This is a genomic window from Citrobacter sp. MGH100 (assembly GCF_001034465.1).
GTDB classification, from domain to species: domain Bacteria; phylum Pseudomonadota; class Gammaproteobacteria; order Enterobacterales; family Enterobacteriaceae; genus Citrobacter; species Citrobacter youngae.
The window spans coordinates 45023-66222 of record NZ_KQ089805.1 but is presented as its reverse complement, the minus strand read 5'-3'; the positions used below and the strand labels follow the sequence as shown (position 1 = coordinate 66222).

24 protein-coding genes are annotated in these 21200 nt (G+C 50.7%); 13 read left to right on the top strand and 11 right to left on the bottom strand.

Annotation, left to right across the window (positions count from 1 at the left end):
- Window positions 1-10 precede the first annotated feature (10 nt).
- Together cpxA and cpxR are read right to left on the bottom strand one after the other, a co-directional pair.
- The gene (gene cpxA / locus SK32_RS23080; protein WP_003840485.1) at window positions 11-1384 is read right to left on the bottom strand and encodes an envelope stress sensor histidine kinase CpxA; all 1374 of its coding nucleotides are present in this window, start codon (window positions 1382-1384) and stop codon (window positions 11-13) included.
- Complete coding sequence (gene cpxR, locus SK32_RS23075; RefSeq protein ID WP_048214010.1) at window positions 1381-2079, bottom strand: envelope stress response regulator transcription factor CpxR; 699 nt, start codon at window positions 2077-2079, stop codon at window positions 1381-1383. Before cpxR ends, cpxA begins: the two co-directional genes overlap by 4 nt.
- Window positions 2080-2229: 150 nt before the next feature.
- Here cpxR and cpxP point away from each other — a divergent pair, with 150 nt between their 5' ends.
- Window positions 2230-2730 (top strand): cell-envelope stress modulator CpxP, encoded by a 501-nt coding sequence (gene cpxP, locus SK32_RS23070; protein WP_005121753.1) that lies wholly within the window; start codon window positions 2230-2232, stop codon window positions 2728-2730.
- Between the two features lie 192 nt (window positions 2731-2922).
- Here the strand turns inward: cpxP and SK32_RS23065 are convergent, their stop codons facing one another.
- Both SK32_RS23065 and SK32_RS23060 read right to left on the bottom strand, forming a co-directional pair.
- Window positions 2923-3282 carry a putative T6SS immunity periplasmic lipoprotein gene (locus tag SK32_RS23065; protein WP_048214009.1) on the bottom strand — a complete coding sequence of 120 codons (360 nt, stop codon included), beginning with the start codon at window positions 3280-3282 and terminating at the stop codon, window positions 2923-2925.
- On the bottom strand, window positions 3279-3842 hold the full coding sequence (locus SK32_RS23060) for a hypothetical protein (protein ID WP_048214008.1): 564 nt from the start codon (window positions 3840-3842) through the stop codon (window positions 3279-3281). Before SK32_RS23060 ends, SK32_RS23065 begins: the two co-directional genes overlap by 4 nt.
- Window positions 3843-4168: 326 nt before the next feature.
- Here SK32_RS23060 and fieF point away from each other — a divergent pair, with 326 nt between their 5' ends.
- From fieF to SK32_RS23030, 6 genes are all read left to right on the top strand, one after another.
- Window positions 4169-5071: a CDF family cation-efflux transporter FieF gene (gene fieF, locus SK32_RS23055; RefSeq protein ID WP_048214007.1), complete on the top strand. Its 903-nt coding sequence runs from the start codon at window positions 4169-4171 to the stop codon at window positions 5069-5071.
- Window positions 5072-5255: 184 nt separating this feature from the next.
- The gene (gene pfkA / locus SK32_RS23050) at window positions 5256-6218 is read left to right on the top strand and encodes a 6-phosphofructokinase (RefSeq protein WP_003028778.1); all 963 of its coding nucleotides are present in this window, start codon (window positions 5256-5258) and stop codon (window positions 6216-6218) included.
- A 203-nt stretch (window positions 6219-6421) separates the two neighbouring features.
- Window positions 6422-7411 carry a sulfate/thiosulfate ABC transporter substrate-binding protein Sbp gene (gene sbp, locus SK32_RS23045; RefSeq protein ID WP_048214006.1) on the top strand — a complete coding sequence of 330 codons (990 nt, stop codon included), beginning with the start codon at window positions 6422-6424 and terminating at the stop codon, window positions 7409-7411.
- 104 nt (window positions 7412-7515) lie between these two features.
- Window positions 7516-8265, top strand: coding sequence for a CDP-diacylglycerol diphosphatase (locus SK32_RS23040; RefSeq protein WP_048214005.1), 750 nt, complete (start codon window positions 7516-7518; stop codon window positions 8263-8265).
- Window positions 8266-8338: 73 nt separating this feature from the next.
- Window positions 8339-9643, top strand: coding sequence for an SLC13 family permease (locus tag SK32_RS23035; protein ID WP_048214004.1), 1305 nt, complete (start codon window positions 8339-8341; stop codon window positions 9641-9643).
- 113 nt (window positions 9644-9756) lie between these two features.
- Window positions 9757-11229, top strand: coding sequence for a DASS family sodium-coupled anion symporter (locus SK32_RS23030; RefSeq protein WP_048214003.1), 1473 nt, complete (start codon window positions 9757-9759; stop codon window positions 11227-11229).
- 39 nt (window positions 11230-11268) lie between these two features.
- On the opposite strand, the gene tpiA is transcribed toward SK32_RS23030, so the two are convergent.
- Both tpiA and SK32_RS23020 read right to left on the bottom strand, forming a co-directional pair.
- A complete protein-coding gene (gene tpiA / locus SK32_RS23025; protein WP_003028783.1) occupies window positions 11269-12036 on the bottom strand; it encodes a triose-phosphate isomerase in 768 nt (255 codons plus the stop codon).
- A 111-nt stretch (window positions 12037-12147) separates the two neighbouring features.
- Window positions 12148-12744 carry a YiiQ family protein gene (locus SK32_RS23020; protein ID WP_048214002.1) on the bottom strand — a complete coding sequence of 199 codons (597 nt, stop codon included), beginning with the start codon at window positions 12742-12744 and terminating at the stop codon, window positions 12148-12150.
- Between the two features lie 100 nt (window positions 12745-12844).
- On the opposite strand from SK32_RS23020, the gene SK32_RS23015 reads away from it, so the two are divergent.
- Window positions 12845-13273, top strand: coding sequence for a DUF805 domain-containing protein (locus tag SK32_RS23015; protein WP_048214001.1), 429 nt, complete (start codon window positions 12845-12847; stop codon window positions 13271-13273).
- A gap of 33 nt (window positions 13274-13306) precedes the next feature.
- Here SK32_RS23015 and fpr read toward each other — a convergent pair whose 3' ends face one another.
- The 4 genes from fpr to SK32_RS22995 form a co-directional block, all read right to left on the bottom strand.
- A complete protein-coding gene (gene fpr, locus SK32_RS23010; RefSeq protein ID WP_048214000.1) occupies window positions 13307-14053 on the bottom strand; it encodes a ferredoxin--NADP(+) reductase in 747 nt (248 codons plus the stop codon).
- 95 nt (window positions 14054-14148) lie between these two features.
- A complete protein-coding gene (gene glpX / locus SK32_RS23005) occupies window positions 14149-15159 on the bottom strand; it encodes a class II fructose-bisphosphatase (RefSeq protein WP_003840506.1) in 1011 nt (336 codons plus the stop codon).
- A gap of 135 nt (window positions 15160-15294) precedes the next feature.
- Window positions 15295-16803 (bottom strand): glycerol kinase GlpK, encoded by a 1509-nt coding sequence (gene glpK / locus SK32_RS23000; RefSeq protein ID WP_048213999.1) that lies wholly within the window; start codon window positions 16801-16803, stop codon window positions 15295-15297.
- A 21-nt stretch (window positions 16804-16824) separates the two neighbouring features.
- Window positions 16825-17670 (bottom strand): MIP/aquaporin family protein, encoded by an 846-nt coding sequence (locus SK32_RS22995; RefSeq protein ID WP_048213998.1) that lies wholly within the window; start codon window positions 17668-17670, stop codon window positions 16825-16827.
- Between the two features lie 426 nt (window positions 17671-18096).
- Between SK32_RS22995 and zapB the strand changes: the two genes are divergently transcribed.
- The 3 genes from zapB to SK32_RS22980 all read left to right on the top strand — a co-directional run bounded on the left by zapB (window position 18097) and on the right by SK32_RS22980 (window position 19488).
- On the top strand, window positions 18097-18342 hold the full coding sequence (gene zapB / locus SK32_RS22990) for a septal ring assembly protein ZapB (protein WP_019077914.1): 246 nt from the start codon (window positions 18097-18099) through the stop codon (window positions 18340-18342).
- A gap of 92 nt (window positions 18343-18434) precedes the next feature.
- The gene (locus SK32_RS22985; protein WP_048213997.1) at window positions 18435-18998 is read left to right on the top strand and encodes a hypothetical protein; all 564 of its coding nucleotides are present in this window, start codon (window positions 18435-18437) and stop codon (window positions 18996-18998) included.
- Window positions 18999-19098: 100 nt separating this feature from the next.
- The gene (locus tag SK32_RS22980) at window positions 19099-19488 is read left to right on the top strand and encodes a hypothetical protein (RefSeq protein WP_048213996.1); all 390 of its coding nucleotides are present in this window, start codon (window positions 19099-19101) and stop codon (window positions 19486-19488) included.
- 37 nt (window positions 19489-19525) lie between these two features.
- Here SK32_RS22980 and rraA read toward each other — a convergent pair whose 3' ends face one another.
- On the bottom strand, window positions 19526-20011 hold the full coding sequence (gene rraA / locus SK32_RS22975) for a ribonuclease E activity regulator RraA (RefSeq protein ID WP_048213995.1): 486 nt from the start codon (window positions 20009-20011) through the stop codon (window positions 19526-19528).
- Window positions 20012-20280: 269 nt separating this feature from the next.
- Here rraA and SK32_RS26550 point away from each other — a divergent pair, with 269 nt between their 5' ends.
- Both SK32_RS26550 and SK32_RS26545 read left to right on the top strand, forming a co-directional pair.
- Window positions 20281-20562, top strand: a complete 282-nt coding sequence (locus tag SK32_RS26550; protein ID WP_231591601.1) for an Arm DNA-binding domain-containing protein — start codon at window positions 20281-20283, stop codon at window positions 20560-20562.
- Between the two features lie 86 nt (window positions 20563-20648).
- Window positions 20649-21056: a hypothetical protein gene (locus tag SK32_RS26545; protein ID WP_231591600.1), complete on the top strand. Its 408-nt coding sequence runs from the start codon at window positions 20649-20651 to the stop codon at window positions 21054-21056.
- The last annotated feature ends 144 nt before the right edge of the window (window positions 21057-21200 follow it).

Here is a 21200-nt window from a genome sequence, read left to right as displayed (position 1 = left end):
ACAGAGAGACTCAGGAACGCTTATACAACGGTAACCAAATTACCAGCCGTAAACCACCCAGCGGGCTGTCTTCGGCCTTCACCCAGCCACGATGCTGCTGGATTGCGGTTTCAACAATCGCCAGACCCAGACCTGTTCCGCCAGACTCGCGATCGCGCGCCTCATCGGTACGATAGAACGGACGGAAAATCTGTTCTCTGTCTTCAGGGCTTACGCCTGGGCCATCGTCGTCCACGGTGATGGTAATCCCGTCGATATCCACCGCGAAGCCAACTTCAATCTTCGTATGTGAATAGCGCAGGGCATTGCGCACAATGTTTTCCAGCGCGCTTTCCAGTGCATTTGGGTTACCGTACAGCGGCCACGGACCCGGCGGGAAATTCACCGTGAGTGATTTACCCATCTGCTCAGCTTCAAAGGCGGCGTTATCCAGCACTTCGCCCCACAGCTGATTAGCTTTCACCGTTTCACTGACCAGTGCGTTTTTCTGCTGATTACGTGACATCACCAGCAGGTCGTTGATCATGCTGTCCAGTCGGTGTGCTTCTGTTTCAATGCGCTCCAGCTCTTTGCTCTCACCGCTACGACGGCGCAGCAGCGCAGTCCCCAATTGCAAACGTGTTAGTGGCGTTCTCAACTCGTGAGAGATGTCCGACAGCAGGCGTTGCTGCGTGGTCATCATGCGTTCCAGCGCGGTCACCATCTGGTTAAAACTGGCACCTGCCGCCAGAAATTCCTGCGGGCCGGCTTCCAGTTCCGGATGCTGACGCAGGTTACCCTGTGCCACCTCATCCGCCGCGTTTTTCAACTTACGCGCCGGTTTCGCCAGGCTCCATGCCAGCCAAAGCAGCAGCGGTGAGCTGACGAGCATGGTGACGATCAGCAGCAACAGTGGCCGGTCAAACAACAGGTTGATGAAATCAGACTGTGAACTGCTGGCTGGTCGAATGAGATACAGCTGGTAGTTATCTTCCCCGTCTCTGACGGAGAAAGGCCCGACCATCTCAACGCGACCGTATTTTTTCTTCTGCGGATGGTCAGCGTTATCAGCCTGACCAATAAAGTTACGAATGATCTGCATTTCGTTGCGTTCTGCGCCGATCACACGTCCTTCTGTAGTGACAAGCAATAACCGCTGTCCTGGCGGCGCCCACTTGTCGATAGCACGGAACAGGCGACGCCACCACATCAGATCGTTGGGTGGGTCGTTCGCCAGCTCAGCTTCAACGTGTTGCTCGATCATCAACCCCTGGCGCTGCTCGCTGTCCAGTAGCTCGGTCATCTGGCGTGAGTCGAGCTTGGGCAGCATCAGTACCAACATCAACACCAGCGCCAGCGTTAACCAGAAGATGGCAAAGATGCGTGCGGTTAAGCTTCCTATCATGAAGCGGAGACCATCAGGTAGCCGCGACCACGCAGGGTTTTAAACCAGGGGTGCCCGTCTTTCCGCTCTGGCAGCTTACGGCGCAGGTTCGAGATGTGCATGTCGATCGCGCGGTCAAACGGCGTCAGGCGTTTGCCCAGCACTTCCTGACTCAGGTGTTCACGAGAAACTACCTGGCCGAGATGCTGTGCCAGTAAATAAAGCAGGGTGAATTCGGTGCCGGTTAACTCCAGGGTTTGCCCATCAAAACTGGCTTCCTGGCGACCCGGATTCAGACTTAACGCATCCACTTCCAGCGTCGGCGAGCCATTATCGCTGGTCTGCTGTTGTTCGCTCCAGTGAGAGCGGCGCAGAATAGCGCGGATACGCGCGACCAGTTCGCGGTCATTAAACGGTTTGGGTAAATAGTCGTCCGCGCCCAGCTCAAGGCCGAGTACGCGATCCAATTCGCTGCCGCGAGCGGTCAGCATGATTACGGGCGTCTGGTGTGTCTGGCGAAGCGCTTTCAGTGTATCGATGCCGTTTTTCTTCGGCATCATGACGTCGAGCAAAAGTAAATCGATGCTGTCATCCAGAAGCTCAAGTGCCTGCTCCCCATCATGGGCAACCAGCACATCGAAACCTTCCATTTCGAGCAACTCCTTTAACAGGGAAGTCAGCTCTCGGTCATCATCAACTAACAGGATTTTATTCATTGTTTACGTACCTCCGAGGCAGAAATTACGTCATCAGGCGTCGCTAATCTATGACTTTACGTTGTTTTACACCCCCTGACGCATGTTTGCAGCCCGAATCGTAAACTGTCTCTCGTTGAATCGCGACAGAAAAGATTTTGGGAGCAAGTGATGGGCAAAGTTACCGCTGCCGTCATGGCCTCAACGCTGGCACTCAGTACTTTGAGCCATGCAGCTGAAGTCGTCACAGGCGATCACTGGCACCTGGGTGAAGGCTCCTCGCAGCGCAGCGTACAGAGCCACATGTTTGACGGTATCAGTTTAACCGAACATCAACGTCAACAGATGCGAGATTTAATGCAGCAGGCAAGACACGAACAGCCTCCTGTTAATGTTAGCGAAATGGAGACAATGCATCGTCTTGTCACCGCAGAGAAATTTGATGAAAGCGCTGTGCGCGCTCAGGCAGAAAAAATGGCACAAGAACAGGTTGCCCGCCAGGTTGAAATAGCCAGGGTCCGCAACCAGATGTATCGCCTGTTAACGCCCGAGCAGCAAGCGGTTTTAAATGAGAAACATGAACAACGAATGGAGCAACTGCGCGACGTAGCGCACTGGAAACAAAGCTCATCGTTAAATTTATTGAGTAGTAGCAACTCACGTTCCCAGTAGTAACCCTGTTTTCCTTGCCATAGACACCATCCCTGTCTTCCCCCACATGATGTGGGGGTTTTTTTTGCCCAAAATTACAGCGAATTACCAAAGATAAGCAGCCACTTACAGAAGATATTTGGAGCTTATAAACGTTTTTGTTATGTGTGACTGACTGCATTTATGTAGAGCCGTGTAATCTGATAATAATGCTCAGCTTTTTCCTAAATCCAACACAGTACCATCATTGGTAATGATAAAGGTGTAGTAGTGATTTTTTCCATTTAAGGTGTAGCTTGCACCATACACTAACCCTTTTTCTAAATTTACCGTAAAGCAGGTTCTTGGGTAGGTGAGATGCTTAAAATCGCCGACTAATAATTTTTTATTTTCTCTACCATTAGTTGACAGAATATAGCGGTTTAACACATCGTTTTTATCAGTGGTAAAGCAAACACGATTCCCGTCTACGTAGATCGCCCGTCTTTCGCCGGACTCTGCACCCTCTCTATCTTTCCCAGGGCACCCGGCAAGAAATAAAAGCAAAGGGAGAAAAATGATCGATTTCTTCATATCGGAAAGTCCCCTAGTACCTTTTCATATTTCTGAATTAACTCCAGCACCGGTTCCTCTGGGTCATAATCACGGTAAACATACAGATCGCTATGCCCATCAAACCCATAATGCTTTAACAACCAGTAATCGCTGACTAAGGATGCTTGCTGCTCCAGTCCGTAATCAAGTAAGTTTTTCTCATTTAGGCTGTATGTATAATCAGCTGCCCATGAGAACGCTCCGCGTGTTCGCACCCACATTCCATATTGGTGCTGCCAAACATGCATCATTTCATGTAAAAAAAGATGCTGGGCATTTGGAGTTGGCTGTTTTGTTGGCATTGAGAAATCATCTTCATATTTTATTTTTCTAAACCACATTTCGCCGTTAGGCGTCATCGCCTGGCCGGGGTTTTGACTATCAAAAGGAAGATAACTTTCCAGATGAACCCAAACTTGATGGTAAAGAACGCTGAAGCCAAAGAGCGAGTTTGCAAGATTTATCTCGCCAAGCCTTAGCCTACGCAGACCTCCTTCCTGGATCGGTTTCCAGTCAATAGAATTAGGGTAATACGCCATCTTAATCCCTCAAGATATGTTGATTGAGTGTTTATCGTACACCTAAAGTAAATCAGCATTGGAAGAGTTATAGAGAGGTCTTAAAAATTCAGAATAAAACGTATTCAGGTGACGTATGGGTCATGCTGATCCGGCTGTAAGATAGGCCGTAATGTAGATTTTTTATTAGAATAAATTTTTAATTTAAGTGTGTTATGTATTGCTACAACATTCCATCCCTGTCTTCCTTCACATGATGTGTGGGGGCCCCAAATTTGTCACTCGGTTATTGCCTGACTGTTTTACTTCATCCGTTATACTAGCGGCATATCCTGGCAGGAGTGTTTATGAATCAAACCTATGGGCGGCTGGTTAGCCGGGCGGCAATCGCGGCTACCGTGATGGCATCGCTGTTACTTTTGATCAAAATTTTTGCGTGGTGGTACACCGGTTCGGTCAGTATTCTGGCTGCACTGGTGGATTCTCTGGTGGACATCGCGGCGTCGTTAACTAACCTGTTGGTGGTGCGCTATTCGTTGCAACCGGCCGATGATGAACATACGTTCGGACACGGAAAAGCGGAATCGCTGGCGGCGCTGGCGCAAAGCATGTTTATTTCCGGTTCGGCGCTGTTTTTATTCCTGACCGGGATTCAGCATCTCATCCAACCGACGCCGATGAAAGATCCTGGCGTTGGGGTGGTGGTCACCATCATTGCGTTAGTGTGTACAATCATTCTGGTCACGTTTCAGCGCTGGGTGGTGAAACGTACGCAAAGTCAGGCTGTACGGGCAGATATGCTTCATTATCAGTCTGATGTTATGATGAACGGTGCGATTCTCGTGGCGCTTGGACTGGCCTGGTACGGTTGGCATCGTGCGGATGCCTTGTTTGCGCTCGGGATTGGCATCTATATTTTATATAGTGCATTACGCATGGGGTATGAGGCAGTGCAATCCTTGTTGGATCGCGCCTTACCCGATGAGGAACGTCAGGAAATTATTGATATAGTGACGTCATGGCCCGGTGTCAGCGGCGCTCACGATCTTCGCACGCGGCAGTCAGGGCCGACCCGCTTTATTCAGATTCATTTGGAAATGGAAGATAATCTGCCGCTCGTTCAGGCGCATTTAGTGGCTGAGCAGGTGGAGCAGGCAATTTTACGGCGTTTCCCGGGATCGGATGTGATTATTCACCAGGATCCCTGTTCAGTCGTACCCAAGGAAGGCAAGATGTTTGAGCTTTCATAATTCGTTGTAAAAAAGTGAGCCGGGCCAGCATTTTGTGTATAAATTACCACCATTTGGCCTGACCTGAATCAATTCAGCAGGAAGTGATTGTTATACTATCTGCATATTCGTTGGATCGTTTCGATATGCGGAATCGACTTCCGGCAGCAGATTTCATTTTGCATTCCAAAGTTCAGAGGTAGTCATGATTAAGAAAATCGGTGTGTTGACAAGCGGCGGTGATGCGCCGGGCATGAACGCAGCAATCCGTGGTGTTGTACGTGCAGCGTTAACGGAAGGACTGGAAGTCATGGGGATCCATGATGGCTACCTGGGTTTGTATGAAGACCGTATGGTCCAGCTTGACCGCTACAGCGTGTCCGACATGATCAACCGTGGTGGTACTTTCCTCGGTTCTGCTCGCTTCCCGGAATTCCGCGACGAAAATGTGCGTGCAGTGGCTATCGAAAATCTGAAGAAACGTGGCATCGATGCATTAGTTGTTATTGGTGGTGACGGTTCTTACATGGGTGCAAAACGCCTGACTGAAATGGGCTTCCCGTGCATCGGCTTGCCGGGCACTATCGACAACGATATTAAAGGTACTGATTACACCATCGGTTACTTCACCGCATTGGGTACCGTCGTCGAAGCGATTGACCGTCTGCGTGATACTTCTTCTTCTCACCAGCGTATCTCCATCGTTGAAGTGATGGGGCGTTACTGCGGCGACCTGACCCTGGCTGCAGCAATTGCCGGTGGCTGTGAATTTGTCGTGGTTCCGGAAGTTGAATTTAGCCGTGATGATCTGGTTGCTGAAATCAAAGCCGGTATCGCAAAAGGTAAAAAACACGCCATCGTAGCGATCACTGAGCACATGTGTGATGTTGATGAACTGGCACATTACATTGAGAAAGAAACGGGCCGTGAAACGCGTTCTACCGTACTGGGTCATATCCAGCGTGGTGGTTCTCCGGTTCCTTACGATCGTATTCTGGCGTCCCGTATGGGCGCATATGCTATTGAACTGCTGCTGGCAGGTCATGGCGGTCGCTGTGTCGGTATTCAGAACGAGCAGCTGGTTCACCACGACATCATCGACGCTATCGAAAACATGAAGCGTCCGTTCAAAGGTGACTGGCTGGACTGCGCGAAAAAACTGTACTGATTGTTTTTGGTTGCCCGGTGGCGCTTCGCTTACCGGGCCTACAGCGTGTACTCTTGTAGGCCGGATAAGGCGTAAGCCGTCATCCGGTACAACCTTCCTCATTTATTCCCCAGGGTTATAGCAAATCTTTTTTTATTCTTTAATGTTTGGATGCCTTTCTGGCACGCTTTGCTCATCACAACATCACATAAGAGAGCTGGGCGATGAACAAATGGGGCGTAGGGTTAACATTATTGCTGGCATCGACCAGCGTACTGGCAAAGGATATTCAGTTACTTAACGTATCGTATGATCCAACGCGTGAACTGTACGAGCAGTACAATAAAGCCTTCAGCGCGCACTGGAAGCAGGAAACGGGCGACAACGTCGTGATCCGCCAGTCGCATGGTGGTTCGGGTAAACAGGCGACTTCCGTCATCAACGGCATTGAAGCCGATGTCGTGACGCTGGCACTGGCATACGACGTGGATGCCATTGCTGAACGTGGCCGTATCGATAAAAACTGGATTACGCGCCTGCCGGACAACTCCGCGCCTTACACCTCCACCATCGTGTTCCTGGTCCGCAAAGGCAACCCCAAACAAATTCATGACTGGAACGATTTGATCAAACCGGGCGTGTCAGTGATTACACCAAACCCGAAAAGCTCAGGCGGCGCACGCTGGAACTATCTGGCGGCATGGGGCTATGCCCTGCACCACAACAACAACGATCAGGCCAAAGCGCAGGACTTCGTCAAAGCACTGTTTAAAAACGTTGAAGTGCTGGATTCCGGTGCGCGTGGTTCAACCAATACCTTCGTAGAACGCGGTATCGGTGATGTGCTGATCGCCTGGGAAAACGAAGCGCTGCTGGCAACGAACGAACTGGGTAAAGATAAATTCGAGATAGTGACGCCGAGTGAATCTATTCTCGCGGAGCCGACCGTTTCCGTCGTCGATAAAGTGGTGGAAAAGAAAGACACCAAAGCGGTGGCAGAGGCTTATCTGAAGTATCTCTACTCTCCGGAAGGTCAGGAAATTGCAGCGAAAAACTACTATCGTCCACGTGATGCAGACGTCGCGAAGAAATACGAAAATGCATTTCCGAAGCTGAAGCTGTTCACCATCGACGAAGAGTTTGGCGGCTGGACGAAAGCGCAGAAAGAGCACTTTTCTAACGGCGGTACGTTCGACCAGATCAGCAAACGCTAAATAAGTCTGTGATTTACCGACCCGGTGGCTTAGCGCGACCGGGTTTTTTATTTGTCATCGTTTTGCGTTACTCTTGCGCCTCAATGGGATACAGGGAACGCGTAATGAAAAAAGCAGGTTATCTTTTACTGGCGGTTATGGTGGTTGCCGCCGCTGCGGGCGTTGGGTACTGGAAATTTAGCGGTAACCCGGACGCGTTACGCCAGATAGTCCTTGAACAATGCCTGCCACATCAATTGCAGCAGCACGATCCCGCGCCGTGTACTGAAGTTAAACCCGATGCCGGATATGTGGTATTCAAAGACCGAAACGGTCCGCTGCAATATCTGTTGATGCCCACTTACCGTATCAATGGTACGGAAAGCCCACTGCTGTTGAAATCAGGCACGCCGAACTTTTTCTGGTTGGCCTGGCAGGCGCGCAGCTTTATGAGCCAAAAATACGGGCACGAAATCCCTGACAAAGCGGTCTCGCTGACCATTAACTCGCGTAGCGGACGTACGCAAAATCATTTGCATATTCATATCTCCTGTCTGCGAACCGACGTCAGAACGCAACTGGATGATAATATAGCGGAAATCAGCACTCGCTGGTTGCCATTGCCCGGCGGATTGCGCGGGCATGAATATCTGGCGCGCCGCGTCACGGAAAATGAACTGGCGCAACGCAGCCCGTTTATGATGCTGGCAGAGGAGGTGCCGGATGCGCGCGAGCATATGGGCCGCTACGCCCTTGCAATGGTGCGTCAAAGCGACGAATCCTTTGTTCTGCTGGCGACCCAGCGCAATCTGCTGGCGCTCAATCTCGCCTCCGCTGAGGAAATTCAGGATCATCAATGTGATATTCTGCGTTAACCCCACCTAATCTGGCGTTTACTCCGCATGCCTGTCCCCGTATTCTTGTTGAAAAAAACAACAGGAGACAGGCATGTCGCTCTGGCTTACACACCCTCTGTTTATTCCCTCTCTGGTGGTCGGCGTCACCATTTTGCTTTGGGCAACGTCGCTGTTGCCGGAATTTATCACGGCGCTGCTTTTCTTTTCCGTGGCGATGGTGGCCAAAATCGCGCCACCGGATGTCATCTTTGGTGGCTTTGCCTCATCGGCGTTCTGGCTGGTTTTCAGTGGTTTTGTGCTGGGTATCGCAATTCGTAAAACGGGGCTGGCGGACCGGGCGGCGAGGGCATTGTCGTCAAGGCTGACAGACTCCTGGCCATTAATGGTCGCAAGCGTAGTGCTATTGAGTTATGCGCTGGCGTTCGTCATGCCGTCCAACATGGGACGTATTGCGCTGCTGATGCCGATTGTCGCGGCGATGGCGAAACGGGCTGGAATTAACGACGGCACGCGCGCCTGGTATGGTCTGGCGCTGGCCGTTGGGTTTGGGACGTTCCAGCTTTCCGCCACGATCTTACCTGCTAACGTACCAAACCTGGTGATGAGTGGCGCTGCGGAAGGCTCTTACGGCATCCACCTCAATTATCTTCCCTATTTGCTGCTGCATACGCCCGTGTTGGGTTGGCTAAAAGGCGCGGTACTTATTGGTCTTATCTGCTGGCTGTTTCCCGGCCAACCTCATGCTCCGCGCGATCTGACGCCACCTGAGCCAATGAGTCGTGATGAAAAACGTCTGGCCTGGATGTTAGCGGTGGTGCTGTTTCTGTGGGTCAGCGAAAGCTGGCATGGTGTGGGGCCGGCATGGACCGGGCTGGTGGCGGCGGTGATTACGCTGTTGCCGCGCGTAGGATTTATTAATGGCGAAGAATTTTCCAGTGGGGTGAATATCCGTACCTGCATTTACGTGGCGGGTATTCTGGGGCTGGCCATCACCGTGACACAGACCGGTATCGGTAGCGCGGTAGGCGAGGCGCTGTTACAGGTGATGCCGCTGGATGCGGACAAACCGTTTACCAGCTTCCTTGCATTGACCGGCATTACCACCGCGCTCAATTTCATCATGACGGCGAACGGCGTTCCGGCACTGTATACCACACTGGCACAAAGCTTTTCAGATGCGACCGGTTTCCCGCTACTCTCGGTGATTATGATTCAGGTACTGGGCTATTCCACACCGCTATTGCCGTATCAGGCATCACCGATTGTGGTGGCAATGGCGTTAGGAAAAGTACCGGCAAGAGCTGGAATGCTGCTGTGTATCGCGCTGGCGGCGGCAACGTATCTGATACTGCTGCCGCTGGATTATCTGTGGTTTAGCGTGTTGGGGAAATTATAGTTGCATCAGAATGTTAATTTTTTGTTTTGTGAGTGGGTGAATTGTATTATGCGCACCGATATTGGTTAATACCTGAGCGCATAATTGCGTGCTGGAAACTCAAGGATTGATTCATGGACAGATTGACCCCCATCCGCTGTTGGCCTGCCATCATCTCGATTGTTATTACGCTGACCATCTGGTTTGTTATCCCATGTCCAGCAGATGTCACCCCCGAGGCGTGGCATCTGCTGGCATTATTTATCGGTACTATCGCGGCAATTATTGGTAAAGCGATGCCTATCGGCGCGATTGCGATTGTGGCAATTATGCTGGTAGCCATGACCGGCGTGACGCATCCCGGTAAACCCACCGCGGCGCTGAGCGATGCGTTAAGTGGTTTCTCCAACCAGCTTATCTGGCTGATCGGCATCTCGATTATGTTGTCGCAAAGCCTGTTGAAAACGGGGCTGGGCGCGCGTATCGGCTATGGGTTTATTGCTTTGTTTGGCAAAAGAACGTTGGGTATCGCGTGGGCGCTAACGCTGGCAGAAACGCTGATCGCACCCGTTACGCCAAGCAATACCGCACGCGGCGGCGGTATTATTCACCCAGTGATGCGGGCGATTGCGGAAAGTCTGGGTTCTCAACCCGGTGACAAAGAGAACGGTGCTACAGGTCGTTATCTGGCTCTGGTGAACTACAACATTAACCCGATCAGTTCGGCAATGTTTATTACCGCTACCGCGCCAAACCCGCTTATTGTGAGTTTCTTGACCAAAGGGACGGATGGGGTGCTGAATATGACCTGGGGAATGTGGGCGATTGCGGCGCTTCTTCCTGCCGTTGTCTCACTGGGCGTGATGCCTATTGTCATCTGGTGGCTCTATCCGCCCGCTATTACACGCACGCCGAATGCGCCAGAGTTTGCCCGGGAAAAGCTGGGGGCACTCGGTCCGTTGTCGCTGGCTGAAAAAATCACCCTCGCGGTTTTCGCTTTGCTGCTCTGCCTGTGGGCAGGTGTTCCTGCCATGCTGATGGGCAGTACCTGGGCCGTTAACCCCACCAGCGCGGCGCTCATTGGCTTGTCTGTTCTGTTAGTGACAGGGGTATTGAGTTGGGACGATATCCTTAAATGCCGCGGTGCATGGGATACGATAGTCTGGTTTGCCGCACTGGTTATGATGGCGGATTTCCTGAGCAAACTGGGTCTGGTGGGGTGGCTGGCGACGAGTGTTGGTAGCGCAATTGACCATCTCGGCGTGCACTGGAGTATCGCCACGCTGCTGCTGATCCTGCTTTATGTCTATTCACACTACTTTTTCGCCAGTACCACTGCACATATCACGGCCATGTTCGCGGCTTTCTTTGCTGCCGGATTAGGCCTCGGTGCTCCACCGGCGCTGCTCGGTCTGATGCTGGGCTTCTCCTCCTCCTTGATGATGTCACTGACGCACTATGGCACGGGTACTGCGCCTATTATCTTTGGTTCGGGCTATGTCACGCTGGCGGAGTGGTGGAAAACGGGGCTGGTGATGAGTGTGGTCAACCTGACCATTTGGGGTGTGACCGGCGCCTTCTGGTGGCACTGGTTGGGATACTGGTAGTTAATACAGCGGGAGGAGTGCTCCTCCCGCTTTAACAACTTAAGCCTGTTTAGCGGCTTCTGCTGCTTTAACGATGACTGCGAAGGCGTCTGCTTTCAGAGAAGCACCACCCACCAGCGCACCGTCGATGTCCGGCTGAGCAAACAGTTCTGCCGCGTTAGCTGCGTTTACAGAACCGCCGTACTGGATGATAACTTGTTCAGCGATTTTCGCGTCAGCTTTAGCAATGTGGTCACGAATAAATTTGTGAACAGCCTGAGCCTGAGCAGGAGTTGCAGATTTACCGGTACCGATAGCCCATACAGGTTCGTAAGCGATAACCACGCCTTCGAATGCTGCTGCGCCCTGAGTTTTCAGCACTGCGTCGATCTGACGTGCACAAACTTCTTCAGTTTTGCCCGCTTCGTTTTCTGCTTCGGTTTCACCGATGCACAGAACTGGAGTCAGACCCTGCTCTTTCAGCACAGCGAATTTCTTCGCGATCAGTTCGTCAGACTCTTTGTGGTAAGTACGACGCTCAGAGTGACCGATAATGATGTACTGCGCGCCGATATCTTTCAGCATTTCAGCAGAAGTTTCACCGGTGAATGCGCCAGACAGGTTCAGGTCAACGTTCTGCGCGCCCAGAATGATGTGGCTACCGGCAGCGGCGTGTTTCGCCAGGTCGATATACATTTCCGGCGGAGCGATTGCTACTGCACAGCCAGCAACGCCAGCCAGTTCTTTACGCAGGTTAGCAACCAGTTCGTTTACCATGTGGCGGCTGCCGTTCAGTTTCCAGTTACCCATCACTAAAGGATGTCGCATTTCATTTCTCCACGCTTGTCAGCGAATTAAGGAAGATGGCCGCCCGTCAGGGCAGCATGGTCTGTGAAACAGTATAGAGATTCATCTGCGGAAAGGCTTTGCTTTTTGTCATCAATTCGCCTTCTCAAGACTTTCTGATAGTGCCAGCTTAATCGGTTCAACAGCGAAGGTCAGCCCCTTTTCGCCGTTATCTGCAACAACATAGCGGATTGCGCCTTCCGTTTCGGCGTAATAGTGCTTACCTTTGCCGGCAGCGAGCAGTTTTTGCAGTTTTTTCTGGCTCTGTTCCTTCGTTAGTAGCGGTGCGACGGTGCGGATGACGGCGGTCATGTATTCCAGCGCTTTCGCTTTGGCTGTCTTTTGTTCTGGCCCCTGAATGGGTAACCAGGTTATCTGCATGCTTTTGATTTTAAGGGTGCCGCGTTCAAGAGCGGAAGACGCATACAGGTTTTCATTGATTTTACTGGCCGCGCGGGTGAGATTTGCCCGATCGCGGCTGCTGTCGATGGCACGGAACTCATTCAGAATAAGCTTCGGATTCTGCGTATTAAAGTTTTCGCGAAACTGGCTAATCGACAGGTCAAAGGTCGGCGCACCCGCCAGTAAATAGGGGGCCGTGGTTGCCGTCGATGGCTCTTCCGCCAGCGCCGCTGTATTCACGGACATGGCTGAAAACAATAATAAAAACAGTGTAAATCCTTGCTTCATCAATCGTACCTTTCATTCTCACTGCTCACGATTAAAACGGTAACCGTCGGGCTTGTCAAAAGGGTAAACTGTTCTGGAAGGTAATAATAAAGGAACTTACATGACCATACAGCAGTGGTTATTCTCATTTAAAGGACGTCTTGGACGCCGTGATTTCTGGATTTGGATAGGCTTGTGGATAGTCGGGATGCTGGTTCTGTTCTCGCTGGCGAGTAAACAATTGCTCGATATCCAGACGGCGGCATTTTGTCTGGTTTGTCTGCTGTGGCCGACGGCTGCAGTCACAGTAAAACGTCTGCATGACCGGGGGCGCTCCGGAGCGTGGGCGCTGTTGATGATTCTGGCGTGGATGCTGCTGGCCGGAAACTGGGCAGTATTGCCCGGTGTCTGGCAATGGGCGGTAGGCCGCTTTGTACCGACGCTGATTCTGGTGGGTATGCTTATCGATCTGGGCGCGTTCGTTGGCACCCAGGACGCAAATAAATACGGTAAGGACACGCAGGACGTAAAATACAGAGCTGACTCGTAGGCCGGATAAGCGTGAGCGCCATCCGGCAAGCCCTCACCAGTAATGCTCAGCGGTCATATGGCCCGGTCGACGACGCAGGTGTTTGGTCATCTGCCGGGTTTCTTTCAGCAGTTGCTGCGTGTCGCGTACCATTTGCGGGTTACCACAGAGCATCACATGACTGGTTGCTGTATCCATGGGTAGCCCAACAGCAGCTTCCAGCGCGCCGCTCTCAATCAACGCCGGAACTCGCCCGGTTAATGAACCTGCGGCGGTTTCACGGCTCACAACCGTCTGGATGCGTAATTTACCTTCGTAGCGTTTTTCCAGGTCCTGCATTAACGGCAGATAGCTTAAATCGGCGGCATAGCGGGCGGCATGGACCAGCACCAGATTCTTAAAACGGTCCAGATCTTTGCCCAACTGCAGAATCGATAAATATGGGCCGATAGCGGTACCGGTTGCCAGCATCCATAGCGTGTCACAATCGGGGACTTCATCCAGCACGAAGAAACCAGCAGCTTCACTCACCACCTGGACTTCATCGCCAGTCTTCAGTGCTGCCAGACGAGGGCTGAGTTTGCCGTCGGGAACCGTCACCAGATAAAACTCTAAATCGGGGTTATCAGGGGCATTTACGTAAGAATAGGCGCGCTGGACGCGTTCGCCGTCGATCTCAAGGCCAAGCTTAGTGAACTGACCTGCAGTGAAAGGAGGAACTGGAGCTCGCACGGTCAAACTAAACAGGGCATCGGTCCAGTTTTGCACCTTTGTGACTTTGCCTGTTACCCAATCTGCCATGGTTTTCTCCTGTCTGCTTTGATTGCCTTATCTTCGTTCGTTGGACGAAAGATTTCCAGCCCATATGGGCTGGAAGGCTCTATTGATCAAATCAATTACAGGATGTGCGCCTGCACATCCGGATCTTTGCGATCGAGGTAGTGGATGGACTGAATACGACGGATCGTACGTGATTTCCCACGGATCAGCAGTGTTTCGGTGGTGGCAATATTACCTTTGCGGCTAATCCCTTCCAGCAGATCGCCTTTGGTGATCCCGGTGGCGGAGAAAATGACGTTGTCGCTACGCGCCATTTCATCGAGGCGCAGCGCTTTGCCCGCTTCAATGCCCATGGCGGCGCAACGAGCCAGTTCTTGTTCGCCAATGCGACGGTTCTCTTCGCTGTCGCCTTTGACGTCATGACGCGCCAGCAAACGGCCCTGCATGTCGCCGTCCAGTGCGCGGATCACCGCTGCGGAAACCACACCTTCAGGTGCGCCGCCAATGCCGTACAGCACGTCAACTTCACTGTCTGGCATGCAGGTCAGAATGGAGGCCGCAACGTCGCCGTCTGGAATAGCGAAGACGCGCACGCCCAGTTTTTGCATTTCGGCGATCGTTTCATCATGGCGTGGTTTGGCCAGAATGGTTACGGTCAGCTCACTCAGCGGTTTATTGAGTGCAGCGGCAACGTTATGCAGGTTGGCTTCCAGCGACAGGTTCAGGTCGATAGACCCTTTTGCGCCTGGGCCGACAATCAGCTTTTCCATGTACATATCTGGCGCATTCAGGAAGCAGCCTTTATCGCCCACAGCCAGTACGGCCAGCGCGTTTGCCTGACCCATTGCCGTCATGCGTGTACCTTCGATAGGATCGACGGCGATGTCGACCGCATCGCCAAGACCGGTCCCGACTTTTTCACCGATAAACAGCATCGGCGCTTCATCAATCTCACCCTCGCCAATCACGATGGTGCCGTCGATGTTGACCTGGTTGAGCATAATACGCATGGCGTTCACCGCCGCGCCGTCGGCGGTATTTTTATCGCCGCGGCCCAGCCATTTATAGCCAGCCAGCGCGGCCGCTTCGGTCACGCGTGAAAATTCAATGGCAAGTTCTCGTCTCATTGCAAACTCGTAGCTGAAAGGAATGGCGCGAAGTGTAGCACAGGGGAGGGGACGATATTATTGATGTGTGTGCGGGGTTGCCCCCGCACGAAGAGATTGCCGGATAAGCCAAAGTTGCCATCCGGCAATGACGTATTACTCGTCGTGATCTTCCCACGCCAGAGCGCGTTTGACCGCTTTTTTCCAGCCGCTGTAACGGAAGTTACGTTCGGTGGTTTCGATGCCTGGGCGGAACTCACGCTCAATGACCGCTTTTTCCTGCAGCTCATCCAGATTCTGCCAGAAGCCGACAGCCAGACCGGCCAGATATGCTGCGCCTAATGCGGTGACTTCGCGGACTTCCGGACGCTCTACGCGGGTACCCAGAATGTCAGACTGGAACTGCATCAGGAAGTTGTTGGCGACCGCACCGCCATCGACGCGCAGGGCGTGTAAACGAATACCGGAGTCAGCCTGCATCGCTTCCAGCACGTCACGCGTCTGATAAGCGATAGACTCAAGCGTTGCACGGATGATGTGGTTGGAGTTTACGCCACGGGTCAGGCCGAAGATGGCGCCGCGTGCATACGGGTCCCAGTACGGTGCACCCAAACCGGTGAACGCCGGAACAACATATACGCCGTTGGTGTCTTTCACTTTGGTGGCGAAATACTCAGAGTCGAATGCATCGCTGATGAGTTTCATTTCATCGCGCAGCCACTGGATGGATGCGCCAGCCATAAATACCGCACCTTCCAGCGCGTAGTTCACTTCCCCGGTCGGTCCGCAGGCGATAGTGGTCAGAAGCCCATTTTCTGACTTAACGGCTTTCTCGCCAGTATTCATCAGCATGAAGCAGCCAGTACCGTAGGTGTTCTTCGCCATCCCTTCTTTCACGCACAGCTGACCGAATAGTGCAGCCTGCTGGTCACCCGCGATACCGGAGATAGGAATACGTGTGCCGCCTTTACCACCGATGTTGGTCTGGCCATAGACTTCAGAAGAACGACGCACTTCTGGCAGCATGGCACGCGGAATGTCCAGCGCATCCAGCATCGTGTCATCCCAGTCCAGGGAGTGGATGTTGAACAGCATGGTACGCGAGGCGTTGGTGTAATCCGTGACGTGTACGCGTCCCTGAGTCATTTTCCAGATAAGCCAGGTGTCAACGGTACCGAACAGCAGTTCGCCGCGACGAGCGCGCTCACGCGAGCCTTCTACGTGGTCGAGGATCCACTTCACCTTGGTACCGGAGAAATACGGGTCAATCACCAGGCCGGTGTTGTTACGGATGTATTCTTCCATGCCATCGCGCTTGAGCTTTTCGCAGATATCTGCGGTACGACGACACTGCCACACAATGGCGTTATAGATTGGTTTACCGGTCTCACGCTCCCAGACGATGGTGGTCTCACGCTGGTTGGTAATACCGATCGCTGCAATTTCATCGGAACTGATATCGGCTTTCGCCAGAACTTCAACCAGCGTAGAGCTTTGGGTTGCCCAAATTTCCATTGGGTCGTGTTCTACCCAACCTGCTTTCGGGTAGATTTGCTCGAATTCGCGCTGTGAAACGGCAACGATATTCGCATCGTGGTCCATTACGACCGCGCGGGAGCTGGTGGTGCCCTGGTCGAGCGCAACGATATATTTTTTTTCAGTCATAATTTTTGTCCCGTAGTCACATTACAGCGAAGCTTTTTGTTGAGTGTTAGCCGCCGCGTCTTTTTCTTCAATCGCGCAGACATCGCACGGTAAATGGCGACCAATCAGTTTGCGATATGCCCATGCGCCCAAAATCGCGCCGGTAATTGGGCCAAACACCGGAACCAGGAAGTAAGGGATATCACGACCACCCGTGAAGGCAATCTCACCCCATCCGGCCATCCAGGCGAAGAGTTTCGGTCCGAAGTCACGTGCCGGGTTCATCGCAAAACCGGTCAGTGGGCCCATGGATGCACCAATAACGGCAATCAGTAAGCCGATCAGCAGCGGTGCCAGTGGACCACGCGGTACACCATTACCATCATCGGTCAGTGCCAGAATCAGCCCCATTAGAATAGCGGTAATGACCATTTCAACCGCGAAGGCCTGCACAAAATTGATATGTGGGTTTGGATAGGTGGAGAAAGTACCTGCCAGATTGAGGCTTTCTACACTACCGCGCACGATATGGTTCGTTTGTTCGAAATCGATGAAAAGATTGTAATAAAGCCCGTAAACCAGTGCCGCTGCGCAAAAGGCGCCGGCAATTTGCGAAATAATAAAAGGAACGACTTTGCGTTTGTCAAAACACGCAAACAGCCATAGTGCGATTGTGACTGCTGGATTCAGATGTGCGCCAGAAACGCCTGCGGTCAGATAGATAGCCATGGCTACCCCCAGACCCCAGATGATACTGATTTCCCACTGACCAAAAGTAGCCCCGGCCACTTTGAGTGCAGCGACACAACCCACACCGAAGAAAATCAACAACCCGGTACCGAGGAATTCAGCAATGCACTGGCCTTTCAAGGTTGATGTTTGACTCATAATCGGATCCTGAAGAGTTTAATGTTTATTGTATGCGAGAAGGTCACTGACATCCCCGGAGCCGGTAGGCACACTGTTAATTTATCGTTAACGCTCAAAAACGAGAAATATCGAAATTAAAATGTGTGTACTCCATCAACAAAATGAGCGTTTTCGCGCCATTGCGCGGTATTTGTTATACAAAAATAGTGTGAGCTGAATCATTTCACCGATCATCCTGTTAACACTTAAGAGTTATGACAGTTGTGTCACCAGGACAAAGATTAAAAGTGTTGCAAACCGCAATCTGCGCGGGATGCCGCTGGACAGGGATGGCGCGGCTTCATACAATCGGTGTTAAGTAGTGTGCGCTCGTTTTTATTAAGGCGTCGCCGGTTATCGGGACGAGGATTTTTATCCATCAACGCCTTGCAATTCAGGAGAGGTATGACGATGTCATTAGAAGTGTTTGAGAAACTGGAAGCAAAAGTACAGCAGGCGATTGATACCATCACGCTGTTGCAGATGGAAATCGAAGAGCTGAAAGAAAAGAACAACTCACTGTCGCAGGAAGTTCAGTCTGCACAGCAGCAGCGTGAAGAGCTGGAGCGTGAGAACAACAACCTGAAAGAACAGCAGAACGGCTGGCAGGATCGTCTGCATGCCCTTTTAGGTCGTATGGAAGAAGTCTAATTCTGATTTCTTTAAAAAGGCATCCATAATGGATGCCTTTTTACTATGTAGAGATTAGGATATCGTAACTTTTAAATTTCAAAGAATACGATATGACAAAAAGAAACGATATTATTGATAATTCGGATCGATTTATCACCAGTGATATTAAATATGGCCTTATCTATACAGAGAATCTAGGATGGATTGATTTAGGCCATGCTAATCCAGCAGGGGCGGAAAGATTATGGTTTGAAATGATAAGAGCTCGTGGTGGTGATAGCGAATTTTATGAAGTAAATTATCATCAAAGTATGTCCAAAAACATTCATGGCCTAAATATTAATACTGGTATATATCGTAGATTTATGGTGCGACGAGGATTACCGGAACGAACCTTACAAGGTATTGCTTTATCGATATTCTTAGGTACGTCACATCGCTTCGAATCCTTGCAGGATTTTTGGCCTTACGTATATTTAACGGATAGTGGCTATAGTGCTGAAGATTTGGTATCGAACTTATTTGGTTTTTACCAAGCTGTAAATTATGCAGATTACACCTCTCGTCTTCAGATCTGTTCGAAAGAAAAGGCTTATCGTATCTGGGACTTCTATGGCCCTGTTGGTAAGTTTAAAAACAAAAGCGTTATTCCTTTACTATTTCCTGACCAATAGATAAGGATAAGAAACATGAACCCTACTCAGGGGAATTACCTTTATTTATGGATATAATAAAACCTGTTGCGAATCCAAATTATGTTCGGGAACTCCGCATATGAAGTTCAGGAAATCAGGTTTTATTATTGTATTTATGATTTTAATTTCGCTACTTTATTGCTGTTTCATGTTGAGCATCTTTACAGAAAAAATCTATACACAGCAGAATTTATTATTCTATCATCTGCTAACACCGAAACCTCTTAAACAGGTTCCAAGGGTATCCAGCGACTGGTTTTTTGTAAGCTATTCAGATGAAGGTAGCCATCTTCAACTCAGTGAAATAATTTTTACCGGAATACAAAAGAGTGACGTTCAGATAGCTGAGGATAAATTAAATGCTTATATCGAAACTTATCCTGCCAGTCGTGAGATGATGAGCGTCGTTGCCGAAGAAAAAAATGAAAAGTATGATATTAAAGTCATTCATTACGAATCAAATGAATGAAAAAAAGGCCATCAAATTTGCTGATGGCCTTTTTTACTTACTCGATATCGAGCGGGTCTTCGGAGAGGATTATCCCGGTGTTGTCGGCGTACAGGTGGTCGCCAGAGAAGAACGTTACGCCGCCAAAGTTGACGCGTACATCGCTTTCCCCAATACCTTCCCCTGCGGCACCGACCGGAATTGCGGCAATCGCCTGAATGCCGATATCCATTTCTCCCAGATCGTCTACCTGACGGACTGAGCCGTAGATAACCAGACCTTCCCATTCATTCTCTACTGCCAGCCGTGCCAGTTCGGCATCGACCAGCGCACGACGGACAGAACCGCCGCCATCGACCAGCAGAATGCGACCACGGCCGTTTTGTTCGAGCAGATCGTACAGCAACCCGTTGTCCTCGAAACATTTTACCGTGATGATTTGTCCGCCAAACGACGACCGTCCTCCAAAGTTAGAGAACAGTGGTTCCACGACGTTGACATCTTCCTGATAGATGTCACAAAGCTCGGATGTATCGTATTTCATAGGCTCAACGTTCAGTTGCTGCGAGAATTTTTAGTATATCGCGCTATGTGTACTGTTGGCAAAATCATCAATTGTTAATTAGTGTCCAGATCAATAAATATTCGTATTTTTCATTTAAAAACAGTCAATTACTGATTTTTAAGACAACCGATAATGACCTATAATTACCCGTATTTCCCTCTGTAAAGTATCCCCGAGGTATCCCCGGAAGATTGCTGGAGCATAAAAGAAAGCCCTATGAGAACGATTAGATTCACCAAGCCGTGCTGATGGAACTCCCCGTTCGCCTTGAATATGCTGATAGTGTCGTTAATGGGTTGCGGCTGCGCGTTACGTCCAGTGGCAGCAAAAGTTTTTGTGTGTCCCGAAAGCGCGACGGAAAATTTTACCGTGTGACGTTGGGCAAGTTCCCGGATATGACTATTGAGCAGGCCAGAGAGGGGGAATATAACGCCTTAAGTGAAGTAGCTACCACACGGCGTAACCCGAACGAACGACGGCGTGAAGAGAAAAAACGGGCGGTAACGCTGTCTGATGCTTTGGATGAGTAGATTAAATCCCGGTTGGCTGCCGGGCGTATGAAAAAAACGACCAGCGAAAATATGAAGACACTATCAATAATTATTCTGGTGACTGGATGGCTCTTCAACTTTCATCTATCACGCGTGAAATGATGGATACGAGACACCAGATCATTACCGGGCATGGCATATGGTTTGGTGGCCCGTTCAGGCGTGAAGAAAAAGTCAGTAAAGCCCAGGCTGATTTATGGGCACGTGTTCTGCGTGCTGTCTATCGCTATGCATATGATAGCTACCGTGATAGAGATGGCGGGAGATTGTTACCGGATCCGCCCACAACCATTTTAAGTACAAAAATGCTTTGGAATGGAAATACACGGAGAACAACTAAAATCAGAAATAATGATTTAGGCCGCTGGCTCAAGGCCCTTAATACCGTAAGACAATGGGCTATAGCAGGCTATAAAACTGATGTGTTGATGGGGGGAAGCCCAACCGTACGGAAATGTACGCTAAGAACGTAACCTTATGATTTTGAGTCTATAAAGTTGTTGCAGTATTGGTTTGATTTACGTTGATTTGATGACCAAGTACGCTCGTATTGCAAGTAAGCGTGTTTGGGAATAGCGACGAGTATTGCAGGCAGTCTGCTAAGTGGTCTTTATTTT

Bases quoted from the DNA above. Each gene is read 5' to 3' on its own strand.
- cpxA (WP_003840485.1), bottom strand. From the start codon at position 1,384: ATGATAGGAAGCTTAACCGCACGCATCTTTGCCATCTTCTGGTTAACG.
- cpxR (WP_048214010.1), bottom strand. From the start codon at position 2,079: ATGAATAAAATCCTGTTAGTTGATGATGACCGAGAGCTGACTTCCCTG.
- cpxP (WP_005121753.1), top strand. From the start codon at position 2,230: ATGGGCAAAGTTACCGCTGCCGTCATGGCCTCAACGCTGGCACTCAGT.
- SK32_RS23065 (WP_048214009.1), bottom strand. From the start codon at position 3,282: ATGAAGAAATCGATCATTTTTCTCCCTTTGCTTTTATTTCTTGCCGGG.
- SK32_RS23060 (WP_048214008.1), bottom strand. From the start codon at position 3,842: ATGGCGTATTACCCTAATTCTATTGACTGGAAACCGATCCAGGAAGGA.
- fieF (WP_048214007.1), top strand. From the start codon at position 4,169: ATGAATCAAACCTATGGGCGGCTGGTTAGCCGGGCGGCAATCGCGGCT.
- pfkA (WP_003028778.1), top strand. From the start codon at position 5,256: ATGATTAAGAAAATCGGTGTGTTGACAAGCGGCGGTGATGCGCCGGGC.
- sbp (WP_048214006.1), top strand. From the start codon at position 6,422: ATGAACAAATGGGGCGTAGGGTTAACATTATTGCTGGCATCGACCAGC.
- SK32_RS23040 (WP_048214005.1), top strand. From the start codon at position 7,516: ATGAAAAAAGCAGGTTATCTTTTACTGGCGGTTATGGTGGTTGCCGCC.
- SK32_RS23035 (WP_048214004.1), top strand. From the start codon at position 8,339: ATGTCGCTCTGGCTTACACACCCTCTGTTTATTCCCTCTCTGGTGGTC.
- SK32_RS23030 (WP_048214003.1), top strand. From the start codon at position 9,757: ATGGACAGATTGACCCCCATCCGCTGTTGGCCTGCCATCATCTCGATT.
- tpiA (WP_003028783.1), bottom strand. From the start codon at position 12,036: ATGCGACATCCTTTAGTGATGGGTAACTGGAAACTGAACGGCAGCCGC.
- SK32_RS23020 (WP_048214002.1), bottom strand. From the start codon at position 12,744: ATGAAGCAAGGATTTACACTGTTTTTATTATTGTTTTCAGCCATGTCC.
- SK32_RS23015 (WP_048214001.1), top strand. From the start codon at position 12,845: ATGACCATACAGCAGTGGTTATTCTCATTTAAAGGACGTCTTGGACGC.
- fpr (WP_048214000.1), bottom strand. From the start codon at position 14,053: ATGGCAGATTGGGTAACAGGCAAAGTCACAAAGGTGCAAAACTGGACC.
- glpX (WP_003840506.1), bottom strand. From the start codon at position 15,159: ATGAGACGAGAACTTGCCATTGAATTTTCACGCGTGACCGAAGCGGCC.
- glpK (WP_048213999.1), bottom strand. From the start codon at position 16,803: ATGACTGAAAAAAAATATATCGTTGCGCTCGACCAGGGCACCACCAGC.
- SK32_RS22995 (WP_048213998.1), bottom strand. From the start codon at position 17,670: ATGAGTCAAACATCAACCTTGAAAGGCCAGTGCATTGCTGAATTCCTC.
- zapB (WP_019077914.1), top strand. From the start codon at position 18,097: ATGACGATGTCATTAGAAGTGTTTGAGAAACTGGAAGCAAAAGTACAG.
- SK32_RS22985 (WP_048213997.1), top strand. From the start codon at position 18,435: ATGACAAAAAGAAACGATATTATTGATAATTCGGATCGATTTATCACC.
- SK32_RS22980 (WP_048213996.1), top strand. From the start codon at position 19,099: ATGAAGTTCAGGAAATCAGGTTTTATTATTGTATTTATGATTTTAATT.
- rraA (WP_048213995.1), bottom strand. From the start codon at position 20,011: ATGAAATACGATACATCCGAGCTTTGTGACATCTATCAGGAAGATGTC.
- SK32_RS26550 (WP_231591601.1), top strand. From the start codon at position 20,281: ATGGAACTCCCCGTTCGCCTTGAATATGCTGATAGTGTCGTTAATGGG.
- SK32_RS26545 (WP_231591600.1), top strand. From the start codon at position 20,649: ATGGCTCTTCAACTTTCATCTATCACGCGTGAAATGATGGATACGAGA.